Raw genomic sequence first — 22,227 nt, forward strand, 5'->3', positions numbered from 1 at the left:
GAAATTAAAAAAGGGAGAAATTCAGATGACCAAGCTGGTTTTGTTAAGTGATTTATATTTCGAATCTAACCATGAACTGGATCAGAGAATATTGAGCTTGTTCAACTCTGATCAGCCTTCCATCGGTTATATACCTTCGTGTTCCGACCCGGAACGGAAATATTTTGAGCATACTGTGCGTTACTATAATCAACTGGGAATCAAATCAATTGATTATTATGATCTGGACCTAGAATACGAGGAAAACAGATTCAATACCATTTTTGAAAACGATGCGATTCATTTATCTGGCGGAAATACATTCTTTTTTCTAAGTTTATTGCAGAAGAGAACTGCAATGGGATTGTTGCGTTCCTATGTGAATAAGGGCGGCATTCTGATTGGGGTTAGCGCAGGAAGTATTCTAACTACACCAACGATTGAAATGGCCGGATATGGGAAAGACGCAGACGAGAACCATGTTGGATTAATGGACAAGCAGGCTCTGGCGCTCGTTGATTTTGAATTTTCACCACATTGGGATGGCTCTGAGGAAACTCTGGATTCATTAAGAGATTACGTGCTTACCAACTCGACAACAATCTATGCTTGCGAAGATGGTGCTGGGATCGTTGTCGATGGTGAAGTAATAGAGTTATATGGCGATGTACGTCTTATAAACTGAAAAATAAGGTGGGTCTACAATGCGTGAAATCACTGTATATCATTATGATGCTTTTTCAAAGATTCCTGGTAAAGGAAATCCGGCCGGAGTTGTTTTTCATGCCGATGCGCTCAGTGAGGAAGCGATGCAGCAGATTGCGCTTAAAGTCGGCTTTAATGAAACGGTCTTCGTGATGAGTTCTGAAATTGCAGACGTTAGATTACGATATTTCACACCGGGACATGAGATTAATCTGTGTGGGCATGCCACGATGGCATCCATGTATGGGTTAAAGACTAAAGGGCTACTGGAGGATAAGCAGTCGGTCACCATTGAGACTAATGTAGGCCTATTGCCGATTCAGTTCCAGCAGGATGGCGATACGATCAACATTGAGATGAAGCAGGATCAACCCCGTTTCATGCCATTCCAAGGTGACATAGAGAAGCTGGCAAATTCCATAAATCTAACCACGGATGATCTTGATCTATCCACACCCATCGTCTATGGAAGTACAGGCACCTGGACGTTGTTGATACCGATTCGCAAACTGGCCTCTTTCCAACAAATGAAACCGGAATCACCGTTATTTCCTGAGATATTAGTTGAAAATCCGAAAGCTTCTTTGCACCCCTTTACTGGAAACCCGTGATTTAGATGCTCTAATGCATGCCAGACATTTTTCCTCCCCCTTTTCAGGTACTACGGAGGATCCGGTTACGGGAACAGCATCCGGTGTGATGGGTGCCTATTATTTGGAGTATATGAATTCTGAGATGCATCAGGCTCATTTTGCTGTGGAGCAAGGTCATGAGGTTGGTAGAGATGGGAAAGTTCATGTTAGCGTGGTCAGAAATGGACAGGACATGGATGTCAGAATACGAGGAACGGCTGTTTTTGTGGAGGAAATGAAAGTGGAATTGTATACGTAACAACGTAAATGAAGGAGTGGAGTTAGGTGGATGAACAGGCGGTATTACATACAGTTACCCTTTTGTTAAAAGAAGAATGCTCAGATTCCCTGGTGGGAATTTATTTACATGGCTCCATGGCTATGGGGGGATTCCATCCGAATCAAAGCGATATCGATATACTGGTGGTATGCCGGGAGCAGCTGTCTGCTGATACCTATCGGAGTATTGCGAAGCGATTGATGCACATCGAAGATGAAATGCATATTGTCCCAGGGTTTGAACTTAGTATTGTCTTGGAGTCTACGGTTGCTAATCTGACGTTTCCAACTCCATTTGAATTTCATTACTCGGCGTATTACCGGGAAAAGTATAGAACTGATGATCAATATCTTTGTGGTGGATACGAAGATCCAGATCTGGTAGCACACCTGGCTGTTATTGTTGACCGTGGAGTAGTGCTTGCTGGCAAAGCTATTAAGGAGTTATTCCAGCCTGTAAAACGTGAATATATGCTGGCCTCTATTACATCTGACGTTGGTTCAGCTCTGGAAGAAATAACGGAGAATCCTGTCTACTATGTTCTGAACCTATCACGGGTTCTATTGTATGTGAAAAATTCGGTAATATACTCCAAACGAGAAGCAGGCGAGTGGGCACTCATTCATATTTTACCGAAATACAAGGAAGTCATCTCACAATGTCTCGCAAAATATAACGGAGAGCGGGAAAGCGTGAATTTAAGTGATGATTTACTTTTGGATTATGCGAAGTACATGTTGAACGAAATTAAAGGTTTGGCGGAATCTGGTTTGGAGCATGGACGTGGAAAGCAATGAAGGACAAGGTTGAGCAGAGGCACAAAAATACACAAGAACATAATAAGGAAGGTAGATTCTGATGTTTGAAATTGTTGATATTCGGCAAAAGCCGGACATGCTGCAGGCAGCTGTACACTATTTTTGGAAGCAGTGGGGCTCGGAATCGAGCTACCATTTTTACCGGGATTGCATAGAACGTTCCGTTGAAACCGAGAGCGATGTGCCCCGATTTTATGTACTGTTGGATGGCGACAGGATTGTTGGAGGATATGCTCTGTTACGAAGCGATTTAAATAGCCGGCAGGATCTATTTCCGTGGTTTGCATGCCTTCATGTTGATCCAGAATACCGGGGCCAGAACTTGGGTGGGCAACTACAGAATCATGCGATTAACGAGGTGAAGGCGAAGGGGTACGACAAGCTGTATTTATGCACCGATTTGACGGACTATTATGAAAAAAATAATTGGGCGTATATCGGTAAAGGATATTTGCTTGATGATGAAGAGACTCGGATCTATGAAATTTGCATATAAAGGCGCACTTTAATAAAAAAACAAATGAGAGATACGGATCAAGTAACCGAACGGAGTGATGGTCATCGAACAAACCATACGTATAGCCCAAGAGATTGCGGAGAGAGTCGTTCGAAGAGCAGGGAAAGTTGCCCAAGATCATTTTGATCAGATCACCTGTGCAAAGGAGAAGGGCATCTTTGGCGATGTAGTTACTGCAGTTGATCATGAAGCAGAGCGGATAATATGTGATGAAATTAGCATTAGATTCCCCAATCATGAGATCCATAGTGAAGAGCGGGGGCATAACGGACAGAAGAGTGACTGGCTGTGGATGATTGATCCGCTAGACGGAACAAACAACTTTGCCATTGGTTTACCGATATTTTCTGTTTCCATTACATTAATGTATCGTTCAGAACCTGTCCTCGGGGTTATTTACGAACCTCTGGTGGATCGTTTGTTTGTGGTATCACGTGGGAATGGAGCAAGTTGTAATCTGAACCCTATGAAAGTCCAAAAGAAAGAGCAGATTCATAAAGGGACCATTGGCTGGATTCAGGGGCATCAGGTGCAAAATGAAGAGAAGGCAGTACGGCTACGTCAGCATCTGGATGTCCGCTTCAAACGAATGATTCGATTATGGGCTCCAACCCTACAGTGGTGCATGTTAGCTAAGGGGGATGTTGACGGCATTGTGCTCTACAATTCGGCAGGAGACGATTTGTATTCAGGCATATTAATGGCGAAAGAAGCAGGTGCCATAGTTATGGATTTTGAAGGTAATCCCTTTGAAGGTATGAATTCAGAGCCATATCTGATTGCCTGCCATCCGGATCATCGTGAATATTTCCTGAGTGTCGTTCGGGAGGGAATGAACTGATGATTAGCGAGCTTAAGAAGCATGAATTCTATAAGGTGATGCACTTCACGGACTTTAACAGCAATATTGAGGTGAAGGCTGTGGCATCTGGGTTGAATCCTGGCCGGATCTACGTTGATGATGCAGCGAATATCACAGCAGCTTTAATTTGGGTGAAGGGACAAAACGGTTTTCAGTTGATTGGAAACGCCAAAAGTAAACCCTTTCTGAACGATTTGGAAGAGTTCATGAAAGAACATATAGAACCTGAATTATTAAGATTAAATATCCATACAGTCGAAGTAGGTGTGGTGGATAAAAGATGGGAAGATGTGCTTCATCATATGGCCGCGAATAAAGAGGTCCATAGCAATATTCAGCATGTATTCACATTGGATTCAACCGAAGGAATGACTGAACATCGAAGTCATCAAGTAATTCATGGAGGGTATCCTTCTCAGAATGAGGCCGTCAGGCTTCTCAGATTAGACGAGACATTACTGAAAGTTGGAAAGTTCAATAATATGTCTTTTCTGAAGGATAAAATCTCGAGATTTTGGGATAACATGGATGATTTCTTGGAACATGGCTTTGGATACACTGCAGTACACAACGAGGATATCGCGAGTGTTTGCTTTTCGGCGTTTATATCAGATCAGTGGCATGCAATTGATATTGAAACTATCGAAGCCTATAAGAAAAATAATTATGGCAAATGGGTAGCGCGGGCTTTTGTAGAAGAATGCAGGAATAAAGGTATCCAGCCGTATTGGGACTGCTCCCCAGATAATGCAGGTTCAATCCGTTTGGCAGAGGGTGTGGGTATGTCACTGAACTTTGATTACAGAGTTTACTGGTACAATCTCTCTTGAAGGATTTGGAAAAAACACTGTGAGGAGAATGATCGTGAACGAATCATTGCAGGAACAGATTCAATTTCTTATTGAAATCGATAAACTGAAAACGATTGAACGAAAAACGAGAATTATCCATGGCGACAGACTCGAAAATGATGCGGAGCATTCCTGGCATCTGGCGATGATGGCCTTGATTTTGCAGAGCCATTCCAACAAAGAAGTGGATATTCTCAAGGTTATTAAGATGCTTCTGGTTCATGACCTCGTTGAGATCGATGCCGGAGATACTTTTGCCTACGATATGGTAGGGCATACGGATAAATATGACCGCGAGATTAAGGCTGCCCATCGATTGTTCGGGATATTGCCTGAGGAGCAGGCCCAAGAATTGTTGAACCTGTGGCTGGAGTTTGAGGCAAAGGAGACCAATGAAGCGCAGTTTGCCTCGTCGATGGATCGGTTGCAGCCGTTGATCCACAATCATCAGAATGAGGGAGATACGTGGCAGAAATACAATATTACAAGTGAACAGGTGTTAAATAGAAATCGTGAGATTGTGAACGGTTCCGAAACATTGTGGACATACGCACAGCAAATTATCCAAGATTCCGTAGACAAGGGAATCTTGACAAAATCCAAGTCATAGAGACACGTTGTTGAACTTATCTGATTACAGACGGGGGAGAATCTTTATGGGATATATCATGGAGTTGAGAAAGCTGGTGGGTTCGCGCCCTCTAATCATGGCTGGTTCATGTGTGTTGGTCTTTAATGAGCAGAGCCATCTGCTATTGCAAAGACGTACAGATAGTCTGGATTGGGGAACCATTGGCGGCTCGTTGGAACCGGGAGAATCTTTGGAGGAAGCTGCTGCCCGTGAATTATATGAGGAAGCTGGATTGAGAGCGGGTGCATATAAACTCATTACCGTTTTCTCAGGTCAGGACATGTATTACAAGTATCCGCATGGAGATGAGGTGTATAATGTCATGGCTGTCTATGAAGCTACTGAAATTCAGGGCGAACCAACCGTCATGGATGATGAAGGACTGGAACTGCGTTATTTTGATCTGAGTATGCCCATCCCAGAGATTAATCCATTCACGGAATATGTGCTGAAAAAAGCAGGATATATTAACTAAGAGTAGTGAACGTATTCAATAGAATAAGGCTCCAGTAAAGTCTTCCAGCCGGATGCCCGGGGGAAGATTTTTTTATTTTTAATGATTAGAATTCAGCCTATCAAGTATGAGGAATTTGATTGAAGAAAGTAAAGTAAGGTAAAATATGCTAAAATAGGCTGGTGAGTTAATAAGTTGGTATATTTATAAATTATGATAATCATATGAATTTTGAATTCATTACGGTGATAAAAAGGAGGAAGTATGATGAGTTTTTCATTCATTTCAACATTTGCAGTTTTATTTAATTTGGTGTTATTCGGATTGGGCGTATATGCCCTTATTTTATTTATCAAACTTGCTAAACGAGGGATTCAGGCGCTGGATATTTATTTATATGAGAAACGAGGAGAACGGTTCTAACCTGTAGAAATATCACTCAACAATAGAATTATCATTTTTCTCTCAGTGTTTTATTGTTGCTCTATTGATATGATTAACTCATCATTCAACTAAAGAGAGGGTAATTGACATGGATACTTTTTTAGAGCAAATCAACGAGTTGCAAGAGCTTCAAAAGGATTTGGTCAGTATACATCCCTTATTCAGAGAGCATTATCCTGTGGTTGTGGCATATGAAACTTTGTTATATATCTATGATTATTCGTCCAAGACGAAGCAATATGAATGGGTGAAAACCGTTCCGGATGATCTGAATATTCCCGATGAATGCCTGGCGGCATTTCCGGTGCATCACATGGATGAACGAATATGCGCAGTGGTGACAGATGCGGCGTTCCAAAATTTTGAGCAGAAAGTCTTCCTCTTTCATGAGTTTGTCCATTGTTACGTATATGAACAGTATCGCGACATTGGTGACCGACTTGAGATTAAACGCAGGATGGAGCAGATTAAACGTGTAACATGGGAACTGGATTATGAGTTTCCTTATGACAATGAGATCGTTGTTCAGCGGATCACTTCGTTGCTATCAGCTCTGAAGAGTAAGGATCTTTTGCAAGTGAAAGAAGCAAGAGTGGACCTGTTTAGCTCTTTGAGTGAAGAACAAGGGGAGTACTTCAACTGGCTGGAGTGGAACGAGGGTTACGCGAGATATATCGAGAATCTGATTCGAGTGAAATTGGGACTGGATATCAATCATCTTGGGGATTCAGCCCCGTTTAATCGTCTTGTTTTCTATGAATGCGGGTCGGAATACATAAACCTGCTCATTAATGAACAGCCGGATCTTCACACGGATTTGGAGCAGCTATTTGAGACAATACAAACGGAGCGAGTGCAGGCTTGAGCATAGACTACATTGATTTTCTTTTGTATGTGTAGCAGATTTTGCGAAAAAGGAGAATATCTCTATGCCACTGCCAATGGTTCATTTAAATGTTGCTGTTCTTTTTGCTGAAACCTTGCAAGGACATGTAGAACGAGGCCCGTTCTATCTGGGGAATGTCGCACCTGACTCTATTCATATGCGCGAGGGTTGGACAAGAGCGGATAAGGAAACCACTCATTTCAACCCTAAGGATAAGAATGAAGGACATTACGTTGAGCAACTAAAAGAACGTTATTCAACCTACATTCAACAGCACGCAGATGAGGGATGGAAGTGGTTCGTGCGGGGCTACTTTATGCATGTCCTGACAGACTTTTACTGGTTCCGTAGTGTTCATCCGAAATTTGTGGAGCAGGTTACTCTTGCGGATCAAAATTCGGGTGTAACCCGAACCAAGGATGAACTTGGGCGTCTGTATTACCGGGAGACGGATCAGATTGATTTTAATCTTTATCAACAGGCGAGTTGGAGTGAAGAAGTCTGGAAAATGCTTGAGATTGCACCTGGCTATGATGTTGCTGATCTGTTAACCTCAGAGGAGATTTTGCGCTGGCGGGATCGTACATTTTCCTTTTTTAATGAAAGCGCCAACGAACCCGGTATAGTTCCCAAATTCATTACGGACGTAAAGATAAGTGGTTTCGTGGCCACTACCGCCCAACGTTTAAAAGTGCTGCTCCAAGGGTGGGACTCCGAGTTGCGGTATACAACATAAGCATCTAGAGCTAAATCTAGATAATTACGTAGAGAGTTTACGCGGATGTCCTGAGTAAGAATCGGAGGTATATATGCAGATGAAAAAAGCAGGGATTCTCTTAGGTCTCTTCGCGATGCTCCTTGCAGCCTGTAACCATCCAAATGAAACTAATTCTAGTCCGAAAGAAGCTCTGCCTTCGCTCATTACATTAACCTGCAACCCGAACTTCACGATTGAAGCGTGTGAGGGTGTGAAAATCGAAGATCCGGTTGAGATTGGAATCATAATCGAAGCTATAAATAAAGCGGAGCGTATAGAGGGGATTCTTGATTATAGCGTGGAATACAAGATGAACTTAACAGATGCGGATGGCTCCTTAACCAAGTATGACTTTTCCATAGGCAAAGATCCCAAGCAGTCAGCCCTTCTGGTTAACCATGAGGATACCCACGTAGGATACAGCATACCCATCGAGAATTCAAACCAGGTAAGGAAATTGATCCAGAGTCATACGGACTAACATATAAGCCTACTGATTACATCGTTATGTCAGTTTACTATATAGGTTTAACAAAAAATTTATACGATAACGGAGAGGACAGAAAAAACCTGAAGAAGTGGAGCTAAAAGCTTTCTGAAAGAAAGCTGCATCGGAAGCATACGCTTCGCCTTTATCCCCGGATTTTCCCCTTTGAAAATAGGAATCAAAAAAATCTGGGGATAACAGCGATCGGAAGGTTGTTCTGTCATCGGAGTGGCAAGTGTAAATATCCTTTAGTTTAATTTATATAGCTGATCGAAACGGAGAGACGGTCATATGAGTCACCTGATTACCATTCAACCTTTAACATCATCGGATATGGAGAGTGCCTGCCAGTTATTCGAGACATCCATTACGAATGCATTTATACAAGAGGGGCTGGGTGCCCTGCACGAAGACATTCGGGATGAAATTGAACACAAAAAAGCGATGCTTCACTGCGCTTTGCATCCTGACAACAATAAGGAATCGAGTATCTTCTTTTTGCTCGCCAAAAGAGAAGACACCGTCGTTGGCACCATTTCCTATGGTCCTTGCGGTAAGGAGATTCAAGAATGCACAAACAACCAATTGAACCAAATAGGAGAACTGGGTAGTCTCTACGTTTTGCCAGATGTCCAAGGTCAGGGGATTGGCTCTGCTCTTATTCAGGCCCTGGCTACTGAACTTCAGCGGCGTAAGATTACGCAATTTTGTCTGGATAGCGGCTACCGGACAGCGCAGCAGAAATGGCAGCGAAAGTTTGGAGAACCCTATGCCGTGGCAAAGAACTATTGGGGTGAAGGTTCGGACCATATGGCATGGTTATGTGAAGTGAAGGATTTTGCTGCAAAATAAAATGACCCAGAGATGACGACCTGTGCTGAACAGGAGTCATCTCTTTTACTAATTGAATCTTTCTGCATCGATAGAGGACTATTCTTCGTACAGTAAGAAAAAGGAGTGAATATATGCAGTACATACAGTGGAATACGCCCGAGCAACGTTTATCGCCGGATGCCATAACTATATGGAGAATCAGTGCGATCATATCAAATGGAATAGGTCTGATCGTGCTTGCAGCACTGTTGGTTCTGGATTCCATTTATGGATGGAAGTCGTGGATTGATTGGTTACTGTGGGGAGTAACTGCCATTTCGGTGCTGTATGCCGTGTGGGAGATTTTTATTCGACCTTCATTGTTATACAAGCATTGGTACTACGATGCGAATGAGGAGTTCTTGCAATTGAAACACGGGGCTCTGAAGAAGGTGCATCAGATCATTCCCATGGCGAAAGTACAATCGGTTACTACGAACCAAGGTCCCCTTTTGAGAAAATATGGCCTATATTCCGTATCGGTCGGCACGATGGGGTCATCTCATAACATCCCGGCGTTGCCAGAGGAAGTGGCGCTTGAATTGCGCCATCAGATTGCATCCTATGCGAGGATTAACGAGGTGGATGAATGAACGAGACGAAAAGACAACACCCGTTAGCCATGCTCTGGAGTGTATGGAAACTGGTTAAAAATTCTTTTGCATTTATCGTTTTTTTATTTATTCTTCGTCATGGCTCGGCGTCCAACTGGATTATGTATGGCAGAGCTGCGTTTTATGTGGCTATGACGTTTAGTGTAATAGCCATCATATGGGGCTGGTTTACGTTACGTTATACCGCAGAGGATAAGGCTTTCCAGATCTACAGTGGGGTATTTAACCGCACAAGAAGAACGATACCCTTCACCAAAATTCAGAACGTGAACCGGCATACGTCGTTGTTTCATCGTTTGTTCAGAGTCACATCCATTCGTTTTGAGACGGGCATCAAGGGAGAAGATGCTACGTTTCAGCTGCAAGTCATTTCACTCTCGGAATCAGATCGGCTTGAAAAGATTGTAGCAGGACATATGTCGGAAGCAGATGCGACCAGTGATGTTATGGAACAACTCGTAGACTCAGAGAATCTGCCCGAAAACGTAACAACGGAAGAAGTTACTCCAGTGCCTGTAAAAGAGGAGCTTGAACGGACTATACATTACCAGTCCACCCGTAGAGATATATTCAAAGCATCGTTCACCTCACTCAGCTTTCTGGTACTTATTCCGATTCTGGGTTCTCTCTATTCGTCGATAAAAGATTTCTTTCCTGATGAAAAAGTGACGGAGAGCATCGTATTAACGTGGCTGGATACCTGGTGGATTACCGCATTGATTATCACGGGACTTATCGCTGTTTCCATTACGCTTGGTATAATTAGAACTTTTGTGAAGTATGGTGATTTCCAAATATCCTCAGATCGCAAACGAATCTATATTACGAAGGGCATGTTGGAACAGACCGCATTTTCGATTCTGAAGGAACGAGTCCAGGCGGTGAAAATCACGCAGTCTCCGATGAAAAGGCTGCTAGGACTGGCAGAAGTGGAACTGACGACAGCAGGTGGTTTGGGAGAATCCGATCAGGAGGTTAACTCGCTCTATCCTTTTCTGCCTGTAAAACAAGCTTACGATATGATCTCGGAGATTTTGCCATCCTATCAGGTTACAGAGGAGATGCAGAAGCTTCCACGAAAATCATTATGGCTGCGCATGCTGATACCAAGCTGGGTGTGGATCATTGCTACAGGTTTACTATTTTATTTCAAACCGGTGATTCTGGGACAGCATCAGGCGTGGTGGATGATTTCCGCTATTCTGTTACTGTGGGTTGTCATATGCAGATTAGCTGATTTTTTCCATACACGCTACGTCCTGAATCAGAACTTTATTCAGTTACGAACCGGCGCATTAACGTCAACATTATACATCTCCAAACGTGAGAAAGTCATTGAGGTACAAATCACCCGGAATCTGCTGCAACGCTGGCTTGGTGTCGCTTCGATTCAAACGGTAAACCGGGCCAAACCTGTTCTGCATCACACCGTAAACGATATTTCGCTTGAAGCCGTAGAATCGTTTCAGTTGTGGTATATGGAGCGGAGTCAGAACGTCCAGATTCGATAATGTAAAGGCTAGTGCAGGAAGACTATTAAGTTAACTGTGCACTTGCCTTTTTTATTGAAGATCGATGCTTAATTTGCTTAGCTTAGGAGGTATTTGATGGATAAGAGGAAAAAATACGTACTGCTAGGGATACTGACCTTAATGGTTATTTTGGTACTAACCCCATTTGTCTATGTTCAAGTAAACAAGCTGATTTATGCCCATAGAGTTACAGAATACTTAATTGAGGAAAAGAAATATACTCAAGAGGACATTGAATCCGTGGAAGGCATATGGAATGTTAAGCTTCCACCTTTTTCTGCCTTGGTTAAATTTAAAGATGAACCGGATGTTGAATATATTTATTTTGCTCATAATGAAGTCCTGCAATTTGGTTATCGTATCTCTGATGAAGCGAAAAGAAGAGGGAAAACCAAATCGGATCTAAAACATGTTGCACCAACAAATGACAGTGAGTAGGAGGCGTTCCATTGATTAAAATCGTATTTATGGACGTGGACGGTACGTTACTCAGTGAGATAGATCGAAGTCTCTCGCCAAGTACAGAGGAATCGATTCGAAATTTGGTTCGTAGGGGTATACAGGTCGTTCTGGTCACTGGCAGACCCTATAATTTATGCGGAGAGTTCAGGAAACTCGGAATGGATACCATAATCTCGGCTAACGGCGCATTGATTAAGAGCGGAGATGAAGTAATACATAAATCGGTGCTTTCTGCACAGATGGTTAGAGAATTCAGTGAATTTGCCGAGCTGAACGGAAGCAGTATTTCTTATTTTACAGAGTCATTCGCGATGAATGGATTATGCACAACGGATGTGCGTGTCATCGATGCATTGAGAGATACGCTCGGTCTGATGGAGTATCCGTTGACAATCAGTTCTTTGGAACAAGAAGTGTATTGTATTTGTTTATATGCCGATCAAACTGAAGCGGAGAAATTCCATTACCAATTTCCTACATTAAAATTCGTGAGGTTCCATCCTTATGTGTCTAACGTAATGGAAGAGAATGAAGTATCCAAATCGATAGCGGCAGAGAAAGTGCTCGCCCATCTGAATATTTCGAGAGAGGAAGCGATGGCTTTTGGCGATGGTGAAAATGATATCGATCTGCTAGAGTACGTTGGGCTCGGCATTGCGATGGGAAATGGAGGAGAGCGCATCAAACAAAGTGCGGATTATGTCACACTGCGAGCAAGTGAGGATGGCATCACACACGCATTGAATAAATTTGAAATCATAGAATAAGCAAATTTTGGAGTAATAAGGATATCCTTATTATGGGTTTTCATGTAGAATGATGGAGGAAGAATTAAGCCCTAAAGCATAGGGTGAGATCGAAGGGTGACGTATGAAAAAGGTTGTTATTGTAATTCTGTCTCTTGTCGTACTTATTGGTGTGTCTTCTTCTGCTTACGCCCATCCAGGCAGATTGGACAAAAATGGTGGACATAATTGTTCCGCGAAATCCAAACAAAAGGGCCTATGTACAGGATACCATTATCACAAAAAGAAGAAATGAAAATGAGTTTTACAAGGTAAACCCAGCCCTGGTCTATTCTATGGTTGGGTTTACATGTTTATTATTCATGGTAGTCGCAGCTAACAGAATAGAAGAAACATTACGTTAGAGGTGAACAGGTATTATGGGGTTTATTTGGGATCATTTGTGTAATTATTATGACGGTCACACTCATCAGCATAGAAAGTAAAACGAAACGGTTAATTCAAGAGCAGGCCGAAACCAATCGGAAACTGGAGTTGCTGTTGAGTAAAGAACGTTTGACAGACCAGACAGGAGGAGCATGACGATGGATCATATTAAAGCGATTATTTTTGATCTAGACAATACGATTCTCAACAGAATAAGTACCTTTGAAGGCTTCAGCCAGAGCTTGATCAACACTTATTTTGCCCATCTTGAGACTACGGATGATATTCTTAGACGAATTATTGAGCTGGATGAGGACGGTTACAAGGACAAGGATGTCTTGTTCAACGAGCTGCTCCATGAATTACCTTGGGCTGAAAACCCACCTCACGCGGAGCTTATGGAGTTCTATGGCAGAGAGTATGTGAGGAGTGCTGTTCTGATGGAGCAGGCGCAAGAAGTGGTGCAGCATCTAAGAGGAAAATATAAAACAGCTTTGATCACCAATGGTAAAACCGAGATTCAGTACGGTAAAATAGATCAGCTCGGCATCCGGGATGATTTTGATCATATTATCGTTTCGGAAGAGGCCGGGGTCAAAAAGCCCGATCCTCGTATTTTCAAATTGGCATTGGATCATTTCAACCTCTCTCCTGAGCAGTGTATCTACATTGGAGATCATCCGGTAAATGATGTTGAAGGCGCGGCAAAAGTAGGCATGAGCACGATTTGGATGAAGGTCAATCAGCCTTGGCAGGACAGCATTACAACAAAACCATTGCATACTATTGAGCATCTTGGTGAATTAAAAGGGCTACTCTAAGTGGAGACAGTCAGATTAGATTCAAAATTACACTACATAACAGAACAGCGAGGAAGGCGCGCATGAAGATCAGACAAATGGCAACGGCTGTTATAAAGAGCGAGGATGTTAGGCATCCCCGCTTTTTCCTTAATAATGTTCAAGCAGTGATGATTCGATCTTTCGTGCGTCTTCTCCGATTCTCAATTGCTTCCTCATAATCCCCGATTAACCCGTCAAAAATGTGATCCCACGAACGCTGCTCAGCAAGCTTTCGTCCTTCAATGCCCATATGTCTTAGTTGATCCATATGATCACCCCAGAGGCATATCTCCCGAATCAATGCATCCGCTTGGCCTGGCTCGAACAGAACACCGCTTCGATGATGTGCGACCAAGTCTTTTACACCGCCACCATTCGCTGCGAGAACTGGCAATCCTGAAGCCATCGCTTCCAGCACCACATTGCCAAATGTTTCTGTTGAGGAAGGAAACACAAAGAGATCTGCCGAAGCATACATAACAGCAAGCTCCTCACCATGTAGGTACCCTGTAAAGGTGACATTGGGCGGGGATTGCATACGCATTTTGGGAAGCAATGGGCCATCACCTACAATGATCCAGTGTACACGGAATTGCATATGTTCAGGTAACTGCTGCATGGCAAGCGTGAGGGTAGCGATATCTTTTTCTGGGGCAATTCGTCCTACGTAGAGTAAAATTAGAGGAGCCGTTATATTGTAGCGTGTACGGATATCTGAGCTTCGTTTATCTGGTGAGTACAGGTTGCAATCGATCCCGCGGGACCAGAGCTTTAGACGCTGAATACCTTTCGACTGCAATGAGTTTAAGGTCTCCTGAGACGGTGCTAATGTGGAGTCACAGGCCCGGTGGAACCACTGAATGTACTTCCAGTAGAGAGGAATTATGCTGTTCAACCTGTAGTATTCGAGGTAACGATCAAAGTGGGTATGGTAGGAGATGACATGAGGAAGCTGATGCTTGAGCGCATATCTGAGACCGAGAAGGCCCATATTGAATGGAGTGGCGATATGCAGCAGATCTGGCTGAAAGGCTTTTAACTCTTGATGGATGGATCTCCGATTAGGTAGGGCTATTCTACATTCCGGATAGAGGAAAAAGGGGATGTTGGTAACCGAACGAGCCGGTGCGGCGTGATTGCCTTCAATAACGGACTGCGGCGTAAGTAGCAGATGCTCAATTCCTTTGCGGTTTAACTGGTTACTTAAGCGGTGCAGCGTGCCGGCAACACCATTGGTATCCGGAACATAGGTATCGGTGAACAAGGCCAGGCGCATCATTACCCCTCCCATGACTCTTGATGAGACGATCATAACAGCGGATCATTTTCCAGAGGTCAAGTGAAGGTTAACTTTATCTGTATTTCGTGTAAAGTGTGTGGGCAGCGTGATCTGGTGCAAACATACATCGGATAAACTTATATCGTATATTCTGCTATGATGTATAGGCGTTTCGTTTTAGTGGACCCGTGTAAAATCATTCGTTCAACTTACATATAGAGAGTTATAGGAGGCAGAGAGAGATGAATAAATTACAGGAAGAATTACAGCAATTATTACCCTTGGATCAGCTTGAAAGCATGTCGGGTGAAGAAGTGGTGGGGAGCGTTGCCATGGATCTTTATCGTGCTGAATTTGCGACCATTCGGGAATGCGGACCGGATCTTCCACAGGTACTGCGAGATGCTATCCTGATCGTAGATCTGGATACAGAGCTGTCCATGAGTGGTATTACCGGTTTTCTTGAAAATGCGAGCGGACAGTTTCTGGGTGAAACGACGGAAGCGATGCAGCGCATAGGAAATGATGCAGATGCAGAGATCCTGAAGAACATTCAGCATATGTTATCCGAAAATGGTGTGACGCCTGAGCAATTAAGAGAAAATGTGAATGCACTCTCCGAACAGGATGTAACGACAGCCCTGAATACGCATGGTCAACAGATTCATGAGGTTTTGCAACGGGTGGAGTTGGAAGCGGGTCATTTAAGCATGCAATCGGATAATGAAGAGGTATTTGAACTCCTTTATCAATATGTAGAAACGAACAAAGATCGTCTGAAACAGGAGATGGAACACCTCTTGTCTAATTGAATCTGACACGTAGGAGAGTGTTACGATGATTGTGATGATTAATGGGGCATTTGGCTCGGGTAAAACCTCTGCTGCTACCAAGCTGCAGTCGCACATTCCGAACAGCATGATCTACGATCCGGAAGAGATTGGTTACATGTTAAGAGATCTGATTGTGGATGACGTGAAAATGGAAGAGGAGAAAACGGACGATTTTCAGGATATGGAGCTGTGGAAAGTCCTTACCGTGAAAGTCGCCTGTGAAATCAGGGAGAAGTATAACAAACATCTGATTGTTCCAATGACCATCTACAAGTCAGAGCAGTTCAATTACATCCATCGGGGTCTGAAAGAGTTAGATGCTGACCTTTTTCATTTCACTCTGATGACATCCATGGAAACATTACATGAGAGATTATTGAAGCGCGGGGATGAGCCTGGTGGATGGACTTTTATACAAGCGGTTAAGTGTGCCGAAGCATTCCACGGAGCACGTTTTGAAGAGTATATTCAAACGGACGACCAAACAACAGATGATGTGGTGGATTTTATAATTTCCAAAGTGTTATCAGACCGTAAATGAGGAGGCAAAAAGATGAGTATCAACAAACGATTAGGTGTGGAATCCCTGTTGGTAACTTTGCTGTTCACAATAGGTTTTATGGCTTGGAATGTCGTTCAAGGTATGCTAATGACGCTTAATCATGTACCTGAAATGAACAACGGTTCATCCGTCACGATGTTGCAGTCCGAGGTTGCTTTTGGCTTCATTGCCCGTTGGGATACCACTTCCATTCTGATCGCTACAGTCGGATTCCTCTTGCTTGCTGCTGCATATTATGGTCTTCGATCGGGGATGCAGCGCTGGACACAGCGTTCTTGAAGTAGGCTTGTTTATTTATTAGGAAGAACATAGACAAAAACAGTTCTATACCAGAGGTAGCTGGTAGAAGAACTGTTTTTTCGTTATTTTTTAATAGATTATAAATGCTTGGAAATGACTTCTTCCAGTCCTTGGGCGACCGATTGTGCACCCCGTGCAAGATGTCTCTCATAGAGATGCAGACGAACAAAGCTCTCATCCGTACCCATCGCTTCGGAGAAAATGCCACCGAGCCCACGTGCGCGGCGGTCAATCTGAAGCAGCAGTTCCATTGAATCTCCCATCGGGTAGAACAGTACTTCCAGCTCATCCAGATAGCCGCGGAACTTGCTCGTTGGCACGAATTCAAATTCCTGTACAAAGGGAAGATTGCCACCAAGCTTTGGGGCATAGTCGTTGGTCACTTCACGTAACTTAAAACCAAGGAGATCAATTGCATCAAGCACGGTATTCATATCTTTGGTAGGAACTACGTGTAGTCTGTCCCGGTCTGAGGGGTCCACGGCGCTTGAAATATCAAGGCCTGTTTCAACCCATACCTCTGCACGATGCAGTGTAATTGGAAGATTTTCAGGCAGATCATATGAGAAGGATTTCTCCAGTTTGGCTCCAGGTTGTAATAGGAACCCTTCTGTGAGTAAATATTTGGCTACAACGGCCGTTTCATTTACTTTCCGATCATTGTGCTCCCGTATGTAATGGGTTTTGATCGTAAGGTAGATTCGGTCTACATTCTGTTCTACTTCTCCGCCCTCGATGTAGACGATCCCTGAGATGATTCCTCCAGGCGTAACCTCAGGTGTATGTAATTCTGTATTTACTTTGGCTGCTCCAACACCTACACTGGCTAACATTTTCTTAAAAAAAGACATTCGTTCAACCTCCACATCCTATTGGTTTATCCAAGTGGAAAAAATACGACTTCGACCTTAATACGGCGCCTGTGAGAAAAGCGTTTCAAATTTTAACAAGTACAAGATGAGAATGATTAAAACTCTTTTTACGAGAAAAAAGATAATCTATCGAACAGGAAAATCGACTTGCCAGTGTCGAATGTTGTTTAATATGGGATTTTCTTCTGGAGGTGTATCTGTTGGGCATGGATTGGTATGACATGATTGCACGACGTAACGGAGGATACAAGGGCAGGTCTGTATTTACCTGGGAGGGTAATTCGGCAGAAGATGTATTTGAAGCGCGCTTGATGCAGTTGCTGCCTCAGCATAAATCCGTGCTCGATGCGGGTTGTGGTCATGGTGAATTTACATTAAAAATGTCGGCCTATACCAATCATATTACGGGTTTTGACAACTCGAAGGAACTGCTGAGTATTGCCCAAGCTGGGCTTGAGGCCAGTGACGCTGGAAATGTTGAATTTGTCTACGCAACAACCAAGACAGATTTGCCTTTCGAAGACGAACAGTTCGACCTGATCTATGACCGAAGAGGACCTACGTCCATTATTGAACATGGGAGATTGCTAGGAAAGGGTGGCTTGATCTTTGGCATTCATAACGATGTAAGCAAGATACAGGAAAGGCTGCACACGAATCAGTATGAAGACATCGAGATTGAGGAATTCAACGAGGCCATAATGGTTTTTCCTGATGAATAAGAATTCGCTATCTTTCTTTCCGATATTCCCGGAAACCCGGATTACACACGACCGGAGTACCATGAACAGCTGCAAGTGAAGCTGAAGGAAAATCGGATTGATAGGAGAATTGCTGTGCGTGAGCACAAATATATCTGGAAGGCCGTAAGGCGTTAAAGGAAAGGAAACTTAAACATGCGTAGGAGTACGATATTTTGGCTAACGGGCGGGTGAGGAGGCAGAATTGATTCGGCAACCGATGATCTATTATGTTCATCAGGAAAAAGTATTGGGCAAGGATCTGAGCTGGGTCTCGGGAGAGACTCTGGAAATCATTAAGGAGTATGCAGAGTGATGCTAATCTATGAATTGAATGAAATTACAGTGCGTTTATTGGATGAGCAAGATGAGCAGCACCTTGTTCGATGGTTGTCTGACCCAGCTGTGCTTCAATATTATGAAGGCCGTGATCGGCCGCATGATCTGAATTTGGTCAGAGAGTACTTTTATAGACAAGACGATACTGCACATCGTTGTATGGTTGAATACGAAGGTAAACCTATCGGCTATATCCAGTTCTATGAACTGGAGGAGGAAGAACGAAATGAGTATGGTTATGGAGATAGAGATGAAATCATCTATGGAACAGATCAGTTTATCGGAGAGGCTGATTACTGGAATCGCGGTATTGGCACACAACTGGTACAATCCATATTGGCCTATCTGGTTAACGAAAAGCAAGCCCGGAAAGTAGTTATGGACCCGCAATCGTGGAACGAACGAGCCATATCCTGTTACGAGAAGTGTGGTTTCAGGAAGGTCAGACTGTTACCAGAACACGAGCTGCATGAAGGGCAGATGAGAGACTGCTGGCTGATGGAGTATGCCCGATAGGCAGCGCGATATACCATGCTTAAGCCATTTAACCAAGGAGGAATGATCGATGGATTTGAGATACCCGATTGGATCATTTGAACATACAGGCGAGGTCACACCAGAGCAGCGGAAGCAATGGATTCAGGATATTGCCGAGTTGCCGGAGCGTTCCCGCGAAGCGGTCAAAGGACTGAGTGAAGATCAATTAAGGTTACCCTACCGGGAAGGTGGCTGGATGCTCAAACAGGTCATACACCATATGGCAGATAGCCACATGAACAGCATGGTTCGTTTTAAGCTGGCATTGACGGAGGATAATCCTACGATAAGACCATATTACGAAGAGCGGTGGGCTGAACTAAGTGATTCACGGGAGCTGGACGTCGAGTTTTCACTGCAAATCCTGGATGCTCTGCATCGTCGTTGGGTAGCGTTATTAAACACATTAACAGATGCAGACTATGCCAAAACCTTTTATCATCCCGCATCCAAAGAAACGACTAGACTGGACTATAATCTGGGCGTATATGCATGGCATGGAAGACACCATGTTGCCCATATAACCTCGCTAAGAAGCAGGTTGGGAATCTAGCATTGAAATAAATAACTTATTAAGGAGAATACACCGATGAACATACGTATCCGGCTTTTGAATGAGAGTGATCCGGTGGTAATTTCGCAGGCTTTTCAGGAACAGGGCTGGGCCAAATCGGCAGAGCAGTACATTCAATATCTGGCAGAACAGCAGAATGGTGAACGGGTGACTTTGGTAGCTGAGCTTAATGGAGTTTTTGCCGGTTACGTGAATGTATTGTGGAATTCCTGTTATCCGTCGTTCAGGAAACAGGGCATTCCGGAAATTAATGATTTCAATGTGCTGATTAAGTATCAGCGTCAGGGAATTGGATCACGTTTGATGGACCGGGCAGAGGAAGTGGTTCGGGAGAGAACTGATACTGCCGGGATTGGTGTGGGGGTGTTCTCCGATTATGGAAAAGCTCAAATTCTATATGTCCGTCGTGGATATATCCCGGATGGTCAGGGTATTCACAAGCTTGATCGTTATCTAAAGTGGGGCGATGAAACGATCATTGATGACGATGTGGTGTTATATCTAACGAAGAAGTTAAGCTGATCGAATCATGAATATAAATGACTAAAACGACATCCGGGAGATAGAGGATTTCTTTCTTCTGAAAGTCGTTTTTTCAACATGTAAATAGAACATTTTCGGCTAGAAAAATAGAGTTATATTGGATGGAAATGTTATAATAGAGGGTAGTAGATTTAGCGCAAAAAACGTGATGAAGCGGGCGGTTTAAAGGGAAAGAGATCGATACATAAGAGGGAATATATAGGATACTTTGTATGAATTCGAGGAGGAATGTGGTTATGGAGAAGACGATTAAAAATGTCCAGGATCTATATGACATGCTTGACGCCGAATTCAGATCAGCGAAGCAATTTTGGGAGCCGTTCTATGAAGATCGGAACCGGCCGATCCCCTTTTTTTTAAACAAACCGGATGAAAATCTGGTAGCGCATGTGAACTCAGGAATATTATCTGGGGGCAAAGCATTGGAGCTCGGTTGTGGCCCGGGAAGAAATGCAATATATCTAACACGTCAGGGTTATAAGGTTGATGCATATGATCTATCGGAGACAGCCATTGCGTGGGCCAAGGAAAGAGCAGTGGAAGAACAGCTTGACGTGAATTTTGAATGCAAATCGGTATTTGAACTTACACCACAAGAAGAATACGATCTCGTGTATGATTCGGGCTGTCTTCACCATCTGCTGCCACATCAGCGAATTCCCTACATACAGATGATTCACAACGGACTTAAACCTGGAGGATATTTTGGGATGACCTGCTTTGCTCCAGGATTTGGCGGTCAAGGTGGACCGGAGAGTGTATTGGACGATTGGGAGGTATACCGTGAGAAGTCGATGAAAGGCGGTCTGGCTTTTACGGAGGGCAAGCTTCGCTATTTGTTTGAAGATCCTTTTGAATGCGTGGAGTTACGCCCGATGAAGACGAAGGGACAGGATGATAAGTGTTTTGGTTTGCCAATTCTATGGGTGACGTTATGGAGAAAACCCAAAGTGTAGTCTGAAGTCATGGGGATCATAAATTGATTATCCAACCAATCTTGCACGGAGCAAGAGAAAGGCAGGAAACATATGGGACAAAGGTATTTTATTATTACAGGCACATCCAAGGGGGATTGGCAAACAGCTCGCGGAACTTTTATTGAAAAAGGGAGATTACGTCTACGGTATTGCACGTGGAACGTCTGGCTTGGAGGAAGCTTTCGAGCGTTATAAGCATATTCAGTTTGATCTTGCAGATATCCATACCATCGACGATCTTGTCTCAAGTATATTGGAACAGATTCCGCCGCAAGAAGTTGAATTCATCGGGCTCATTAACAATGCAGCCATGCTTGAGCCGTTGAAGCCGATCGATCAGTGCATCGCAGAGGAAATCCGCCAACAGCTGGATATCAGCTTGGCGGCACCCATGATCCTGACTTCCTCTTTTATACAGCAGACCAGTCACCTGAACGCACGGCGGAAAATTGTCAATGTATCGTCCGGGTCAGGAAGTTATCCGGCACCTTCGATGGCATCTTACTGTACCTCCAAAGCCGGGATGAACATGTTCACCCAATGTGTGGCGATGGAACAATCCGGGCAACCAAATCCCGTCGAAGTGATTGCATTCGATCCAGGGATGGTAGATACGGAGCTACAGGCTGTAGCAAGAGGAAAGAGTGCAGAGGAGTTTTCGTTATCTGGGTTATTCAATGAGGTATATGAATCAGGTCAGCTTCAGTCTGCTAGTGTGGTTGCAGAACAATTAATGGAGCGGTTGGAACAATAGGATATCCTGTAAAAGCTGCATAAAGACAGACCACGAAAATGCTTGGGTTGGAGAACCGCTCACGAATCTTTCACAGAGGAACTGTCGCACTTGGTTTGACAATCTGTCATATGGAATAA

Annotated in this window: 29 protein-coding genes and 1 pseudogene; 28 read left to right on the forward strand and 2 right to left on the reverse strand. The window is 43.6% G+C overall.

Features of this window, described 5'->3' with window-relative positions; genetic code table 11:
* Positions 1-25: 25 nt before the first annotated feature.
* The 19 genes and pseudogenes from P364_RS0100480 to P364_RS0100570 all read left to right on the forward strand — a co-directional run bounded on the left by P364_RS0100480 (position 26) and on the right by P364_RS0100570 (position 13,777).
* On the forward strand, positions 26-664 hold the full coding sequence (locus P364_RS0100480; RefSeq protein WP_024628213.1) for a Type 1 glutamine amidotransferase-like domain-containing protein: 639 nt from the start codon (positions 26-28) through the stop codon (positions 662-664).
* 19 nt (positions 665-683) lie between these two features.
* Positions 684-1,575: pseudogene (locus P364_RS34945) on the forward strand (PhzF family phenazine biosynthesis protein).
* A gap of 26 nt (positions 1,576-1,601) precedes the next feature.
* Positions 1,602-2,393 carry an aminoglycoside adenylyltransferase domain-containing protein gene (locus tag P364_RS0100490; RefSeq protein WP_024628214.1) on the forward strand — a complete coding sequence of 264 codons (792 nt, stop codon included), beginning with the start codon at positions 1,602-1,604 and terminating at the stop codon, positions 2,391-2,393.
* A gap of 61 nt (positions 2,394-2,454) precedes the next feature.
* Complete coding sequence (locus P364_RS0100495; protein WP_024628215.1) at positions 2,455-2,910, forward strand: GNAT family N-acetyltransferase; 456 nt, start codon at positions 2,455-2,457, stop codon at positions 2,908-2,910.
* Positions 2,911-2,968: 58 nt separating this feature from the next.
* Entirely contained in the window at positions 2,969-3,772 is an 804-nt protein-coding gene (locus P364_RS0100500; protein WP_173405198.1) for an inositol monophosphatase family protein, read from the forward strand.
* Positions 3,772-4,623 carry a GNAT family N-acetyltransferase gene (locus P364_RS0100505; RefSeq protein WP_024628217.1) on the forward strand — a complete coding sequence of 284 codons (852 nt, stop codon included), beginning with the start codon at positions 3,772-3,774 and terminating at the stop codon, positions 4,621-4,623. The genes P364_RS0100500 and P364_RS0100505 overlap by 1 nt, the downstream gene beginning before the upstream one ends.
* Before the next feature lie 28 nt (positions 4,624-4,651).
* Entirely contained in the window at positions 4,652-5,254 is a 603-nt protein-coding gene (locus P364_RS0100510; protein WP_029880618.1) for an HD domain-containing protein, read from the forward strand.
* A gap of 46 nt (positions 5,255-5,300) precedes the next feature.
* On the forward strand, positions 5,301-5,750 hold the full coding sequence (locus tag P364_RS0100515) for an NUDIX hydrolase (RefSeq protein ID WP_024628219.1): 450 nt from the start codon (positions 5,301-5,303) through the stop codon (positions 5,748-5,750).
* A gap of 243 nt (positions 5,751-5,993) precedes the next feature.
* Positions 5,994-6,152, forward strand: a complete 159-nt coding sequence (locus P364_RS37715; protein WP_173405199.1) for a hypothetical protein — start codon at positions 5,994-5,996, stop codon at positions 6,150-6,152.
* Between the two features lie 109 nt (positions 6,153-6,261).
* Positions 6,262-7,038 (forward strand): hypothetical protein, encoded by a 777-nt coding sequence (locus P364_RS0100525; RefSeq protein WP_024628220.1) that lies wholly within the window; start codon positions 6,262-6,264, stop codon positions 7,036-7,038.
* Between the two features lie 64 nt (positions 7,039-7,102).
* Positions 7,103-7,795, forward strand: coding sequence for a hypothetical protein (locus tag P364_RS0100530; protein ID WP_024628221.1), 693 nt, complete (start codon positions 7,103-7,105; stop codon positions 7,793-7,795).
* Positions 7,796-7,868: 73 nt separating this feature from the next.
* Positions 7,869-8,297, forward strand: coding sequence for a hypothetical protein (locus P364_RS0100535; protein WP_024628222.1), 429 nt, complete (start codon positions 7,869-7,871; stop codon positions 8,295-8,297).
* A gap of 297 nt (positions 8,298-8,594) precedes the next feature.
* Positions 8,595-9,155 carry a GNAT family N-acetyltransferase gene (locus P364_RS0100540; protein WP_024628223.1) on the forward strand — a complete coding sequence of 187 codons (561 nt, stop codon included), beginning with the start codon at positions 8,595-8,597 and terminating at the stop codon, positions 9,153-9,155.
* Between the two features lie 113 nt (positions 9,156-9,268).
* A complete protein-coding gene (locus P364_RS0100545) occupies positions 9,269-9,769 on the forward strand; it encodes a PH domain-containing protein (RefSeq protein WP_029880619.1) in 501 nt (166 codons plus the stop codon).
* Positions 9,766-11,301: a PH domain-containing protein gene (locus P364_RS0100550; RefSeq protein ID WP_024628225.1), complete on the forward strand. Its 1,536-nt coding sequence runs from the start codon at positions 9,766-9,768 to the stop codon at positions 11,299-11,301. The genes P364_RS0100545 and P364_RS0100550 overlap by 4 nt, the downstream gene beginning before the upstream one ends.
* Positions 11,302-11,397: 96 nt before the next feature.
* On the forward strand, positions 11,398-11,760 hold the full coding sequence (locus P364_RS34950) for a DUF3139 domain-containing protein (RefSeq protein ID WP_024628226.1): 363 nt from the start codon (positions 11,398-11,400) through the stop codon (positions 11,758-11,760).
* An 11-nt stretch (positions 11,761-11,771) separates the two neighbouring features.
* A complete protein-coding gene (locus P364_RS0100560; protein ID WP_024628227.1) occupies positions 11,772-12,551 on the forward strand; it encodes a Cof-type HAD-IIB family hydrolase in 780 nt (259 codons plus the stop codon).
* Between the two features lie 103 nt (positions 12,552-12,654).
* The gene (locus P364_RS37235) at positions 12,655-12,825 is read left to right on the forward strand and encodes a YHYH domain-containing protein (protein WP_094030689.1); all 171 of its coding nucleotides are present in this window, start codon (positions 12,655-12,657) and stop codon (positions 12,823-12,825) included.
* Between the two features lie 289 nt (positions 12,826-13,114).
* Positions 13,115-13,777 carry an HAD family hydrolase gene (locus tag P364_RS0100570; RefSeq protein WP_024628228.1) on the forward strand — a complete coding sequence of 221 codons (663 nt, stop codon included), beginning with the start codon at positions 13,115-13,117 and terminating at the stop codon, positions 13,775-13,777.
* A gap of 139 nt (positions 13,778-13,916) precedes the next feature.
* On the opposite strand, the gene P364_RS0100575 is transcribed toward P364_RS0100570, so the two are convergent.
* A complete protein-coding gene (locus P364_RS0100575; protein ID WP_236642158.1) occupies positions 13,917-15,077 on the reverse strand; it encodes a glycosyltransferase family 4 protein in 1,161 nt (386 codons plus the stop codon).
* 242 nt (positions 15,078-15,319) lie between these two features.
* Here P364_RS0100575 and P364_RS0100580 point away from each other — a divergent pair, with 242 nt between their 5' ends.
* Genes P364_RS0100580 through P364_RS0100590 form a run of 3 tightly spaced genes read left to right on the forward strand, consistent with a single transcriptional unit; the run spans position 15,320 to position 16,751 of the window.
* A complete protein-coding gene (locus tag P364_RS0100580) occupies positions 15,320-15,889 on the forward strand; it encodes a DMP19 family protein (protein WP_024628230.1) in 570 nt (189 codons plus the stop codon).
* A 25-nt stretch (positions 15,890-15,914) separates the two neighbouring features.
* Positions 15,915-16,451, forward strand: coding sequence for an AAA family ATPase (locus P364_RS0100585; protein WP_024628231.1), 537 nt, complete (start codon positions 15,915-15,917; stop codon positions 16,449-16,451).
* A gap of 12 nt (positions 16,452-16,463) precedes the next feature.
* Complete coding sequence (locus P364_RS0100590) at positions 16,464-16,751, forward strand: hypothetical protein (RefSeq protein ID WP_024628232.1); 288 nt, start codon at positions 16,464-16,466, stop codon at positions 16,749-16,751.
* 98 nt (positions 16,752-16,849) lie between these two features.
* On the opposite strand, the gene P364_RS0100595 is transcribed toward P364_RS0100590, so the two are convergent.
* Positions 16,850-17,623, reverse strand: coding sequence for a sporulation protein (locus P364_RS0100595; RefSeq protein WP_024628233.1), 774 nt, complete (start codon positions 17,621-17,623; stop codon positions 16,850-16,852).
* Between the two features lie 227 nt (positions 17,624-17,850).
* Between P364_RS0100595 and P364_RS34955 the strand changes: the two genes are divergently transcribed.
* From P364_RS34955 to P364_RS34960, 6 genes are all read left to right on the forward strand, one after another.
* The gene (locus P364_RS34955; protein ID WP_236642161.1) at positions 17,851-18,366 is read left to right on the forward strand and encodes a class I SAM-dependent methyltransferase; all 516 of its coding nucleotides are present in this window, start codon (positions 17,851-17,853) and stop codon (positions 18,364-18,366) included.
* Positions 18,367-18,699: 333 nt separating this feature from the next.
* The gene (locus tag P364_RS0100610; RefSeq protein ID WP_024628234.1) at positions 18,700-19,239 is read left to right on the forward strand and encodes a GNAT family N-acetyltransferase; all 540 of its coding nucleotides are present in this window, start codon (positions 18,700-18,702) and stop codon (positions 19,237-19,239) included.
* A 49-nt stretch (positions 19,240-19,288) separates the two neighbouring features.
* The gene (locus P364_RS0100615; RefSeq protein WP_024628235.1) at positions 19,289-19,813 is read left to right on the forward strand and encodes a YfiT family bacillithiol transferase; all 525 of its coding nucleotides are present in this window, start codon (positions 19,289-19,291) and stop codon (positions 19,811-19,813) included.
* Between the two features lie 36 nt (positions 19,814-19,849).
* Positions 19,850-20,356 (forward strand): GNAT family N-acetyltransferase, encoded by a 507-nt coding sequence (locus P364_RS0100620; RefSeq protein WP_029880621.1) that lies wholly within the window; start codon positions 19,850-19,852, stop codon positions 20,354-20,356.
* 257 nt (positions 20,357-20,613) lie between these two features.
* Complete coding sequence (locus tag P364_RS0100625; RefSeq protein WP_024628237.1) at positions 20,614-21,333, forward strand: class I SAM-dependent methyltransferase; 720 nt, start codon at positions 20,614-20,616, stop codon at positions 21,331-21,333.
* A gap of 142 nt (positions 21,334-21,475) precedes the next feature.
* The gene (locus P364_RS34960) at positions 21,476-22,108 is read left to right on the forward strand and encodes an SDR family NAD(P)-dependent oxidoreductase (RefSeq protein WP_236642157.1); all 633 of its coding nucleotides are present in this window, start codon (positions 21,476-21,478) and stop codon (positions 22,106-22,108) included.
* The last annotated feature ends 119 nt before the right edge of the window (positions 22,109-22,227 follow it).

It is taken from the genome of Paenibacillus sp. MAEPY2, from assembly GCF_000499205.1.
Taxonomy (GTDB): domain Bacteria; phylum Bacillota; class Bacilli; order Paenibacillales; family Paenibacillaceae; genus Paenibacillus; species Paenibacillus vandeheii.

Bases quoted from the DNA above. Each gene is read 5' to 3' on its own strand.
- P364_RS0100480 (WP_024628213.1), top strand. From the start codon at position 26: ATGACCAAGCTGGTTTTGTTAAGTGATTTATATTTCGAATCTAACCAT.
- P364_RS0100495 (WP_024628215.1), top strand. From the start codon at position 2,455: ATGTTTGAAATTGTTGATATTCGGCAAAAGCCGGACATGCTGCAGGCA.
- P364_RS0100500 (WP_173405198.1), top strand. From the start codon at position 2,969: ATGGTCATCGAACAAACCATACGTATAGCCCAAGAGATTGCGGAGAGA.
- P364_RS0100505 (WP_024628217.1), top strand. From the start codon at position 3,772: ATGATTAGCGAGCTTAAGAAGCATGAATTCTATAAGGTGATGCACTTC.
- P364_RS0100510 (WP_029880618.1), top strand. From the start codon at position 4,652: ATGATCGTGAACGAATCATTGCAGGAACAGATTCAATTTCTTATTGAA.
- P364_RS0100515 (WP_024628219.1), top strand. From the start codon at position 5,301: ATGGGATATATCATGGAGTTGAGAAAGCTGGTGGGTTCGCGCCCTCTA.
- P364_RS37715 (WP_173405199.1), top strand. From the start codon at position 5,994: ATGATGAGTTTTTCATTCATTTCAACATTTGCAGTTTTATTTAATTTG.
- P364_RS0100525 (WP_024628220.1), top strand. From the start codon at position 6,262: ATGGATACTTTTTTAGAGCAAATCAACGAGTTGCAAGAGCTTCAAAAG.
- P364_RS0100530 (WP_024628221.1), top strand. From the start codon at position 7,103: ATGCCACTGCCAATGGTTCATTTAAATGTTGCTGTTCTTTTTGCTGAA.
- P364_RS0100535 (WP_024628222.1), top strand. From the start codon at position 7,869: ATGCAGATGAAAAAAGCAGGGATTCTCTTAGGTCTCTTCGCGATGCTC.
- P364_RS0100540 (WP_024628223.1), top strand. From the start codon at position 8,595: ATGAGTCACCTGATTACCATTCAACCTTTAACATCATCGGATATGGAG.
- P364_RS0100545 (WP_029880619.1), top strand. From the start codon at position 9,269: ATGCAGTACATACAGTGGAATACGCCCGAGCAACGTTTATCGCCGGAT.
- P364_RS0100550 (WP_024628225.1), top strand. From the start codon at position 9,766: ATGAACGAGACGAAAAGACAACACCCGTTAGCCATGCTCTGGAGTGTA.
- P364_RS34950 (WP_024628226.1), top strand. From the start codon at position 11,398: ATGGATAAGAGGAAAAAATACGTACTGCTAGGGATACTGACCTTAATG.
- P364_RS37235 (WP_094030689.1), top strand. From the start codon at position 12,655: ATGAAAAAGGTTGTTATTGTAATTCTGTCTCTTGTCGTACTTATTGGT.
- P364_RS0100570 (WP_024628228.1), top strand. From the start codon at position 13,115: ATGGATCATATTAAAGCGATTATTTTTGATCTAGACAATACGATTCTC.
- P364_RS0100575 (WP_236642158.1), bottom strand. From the start codon at position 15,077: ATGATGCGCCTGGCCTTGTTCACCGATACCTATGTTCCGGATACCAAT.
- P364_RS0100580 (WP_024628230.1), top strand. From the start codon at position 15,320: ATGAATAAATTACAGGAAGAATTACAGCAATTATTACCCTTGGATCAG.
- P364_RS0100585 (WP_024628231.1), top strand. From the start codon at position 15,915: ATGATTGTGATGATTAATGGGGCATTTGGCTCGGGTAAAACCTCTGCT.
- P364_RS0100590 (WP_024628232.1), top strand. From the start codon at position 16,464: ATGAGTATCAACAAACGATTAGGTGTGGAATCCCTGTTGGTAACTTTG.
- P364_RS0100595 (WP_024628233.1), bottom strand. From the start codon at position 17,623: ATGTCTTTTTTTAAGAAAATGTTAGCCAGTGTAGGTGTTGGAGCAGCC.
- P364_RS34955 (WP_236642161.1), top strand. From the start codon at position 17,851: ATGGATTGGTATGACATGATTGCACGACGTAACGGAGGATACAAGGGC.
- P364_RS0100610 (WP_024628234.1), top strand. From the start codon at position 18,700: ATGCTAATCTATGAATTGAATGAAATTACAGTGCGTTTATTGGATGAG.
- P364_RS0100615 (WP_024628235.1), top strand. From the start codon at position 19,289: ATGGATTTGAGATACCCGATTGGATCATTTGAACATACAGGCGAGGTC.
- P364_RS0100620 (WP_029880621.1), top strand. From the start codon at position 19,850: ATGAACATACGTATCCGGCTTTTGAATGAGAGTGATCCGGTGGTAATT.
- P364_RS0100625 (WP_024628237.1), top strand. From the start codon at position 20,614: ATGGAGAAGACGATTAAAAATGTCCAGGATCTATATGACATGCTTGAC.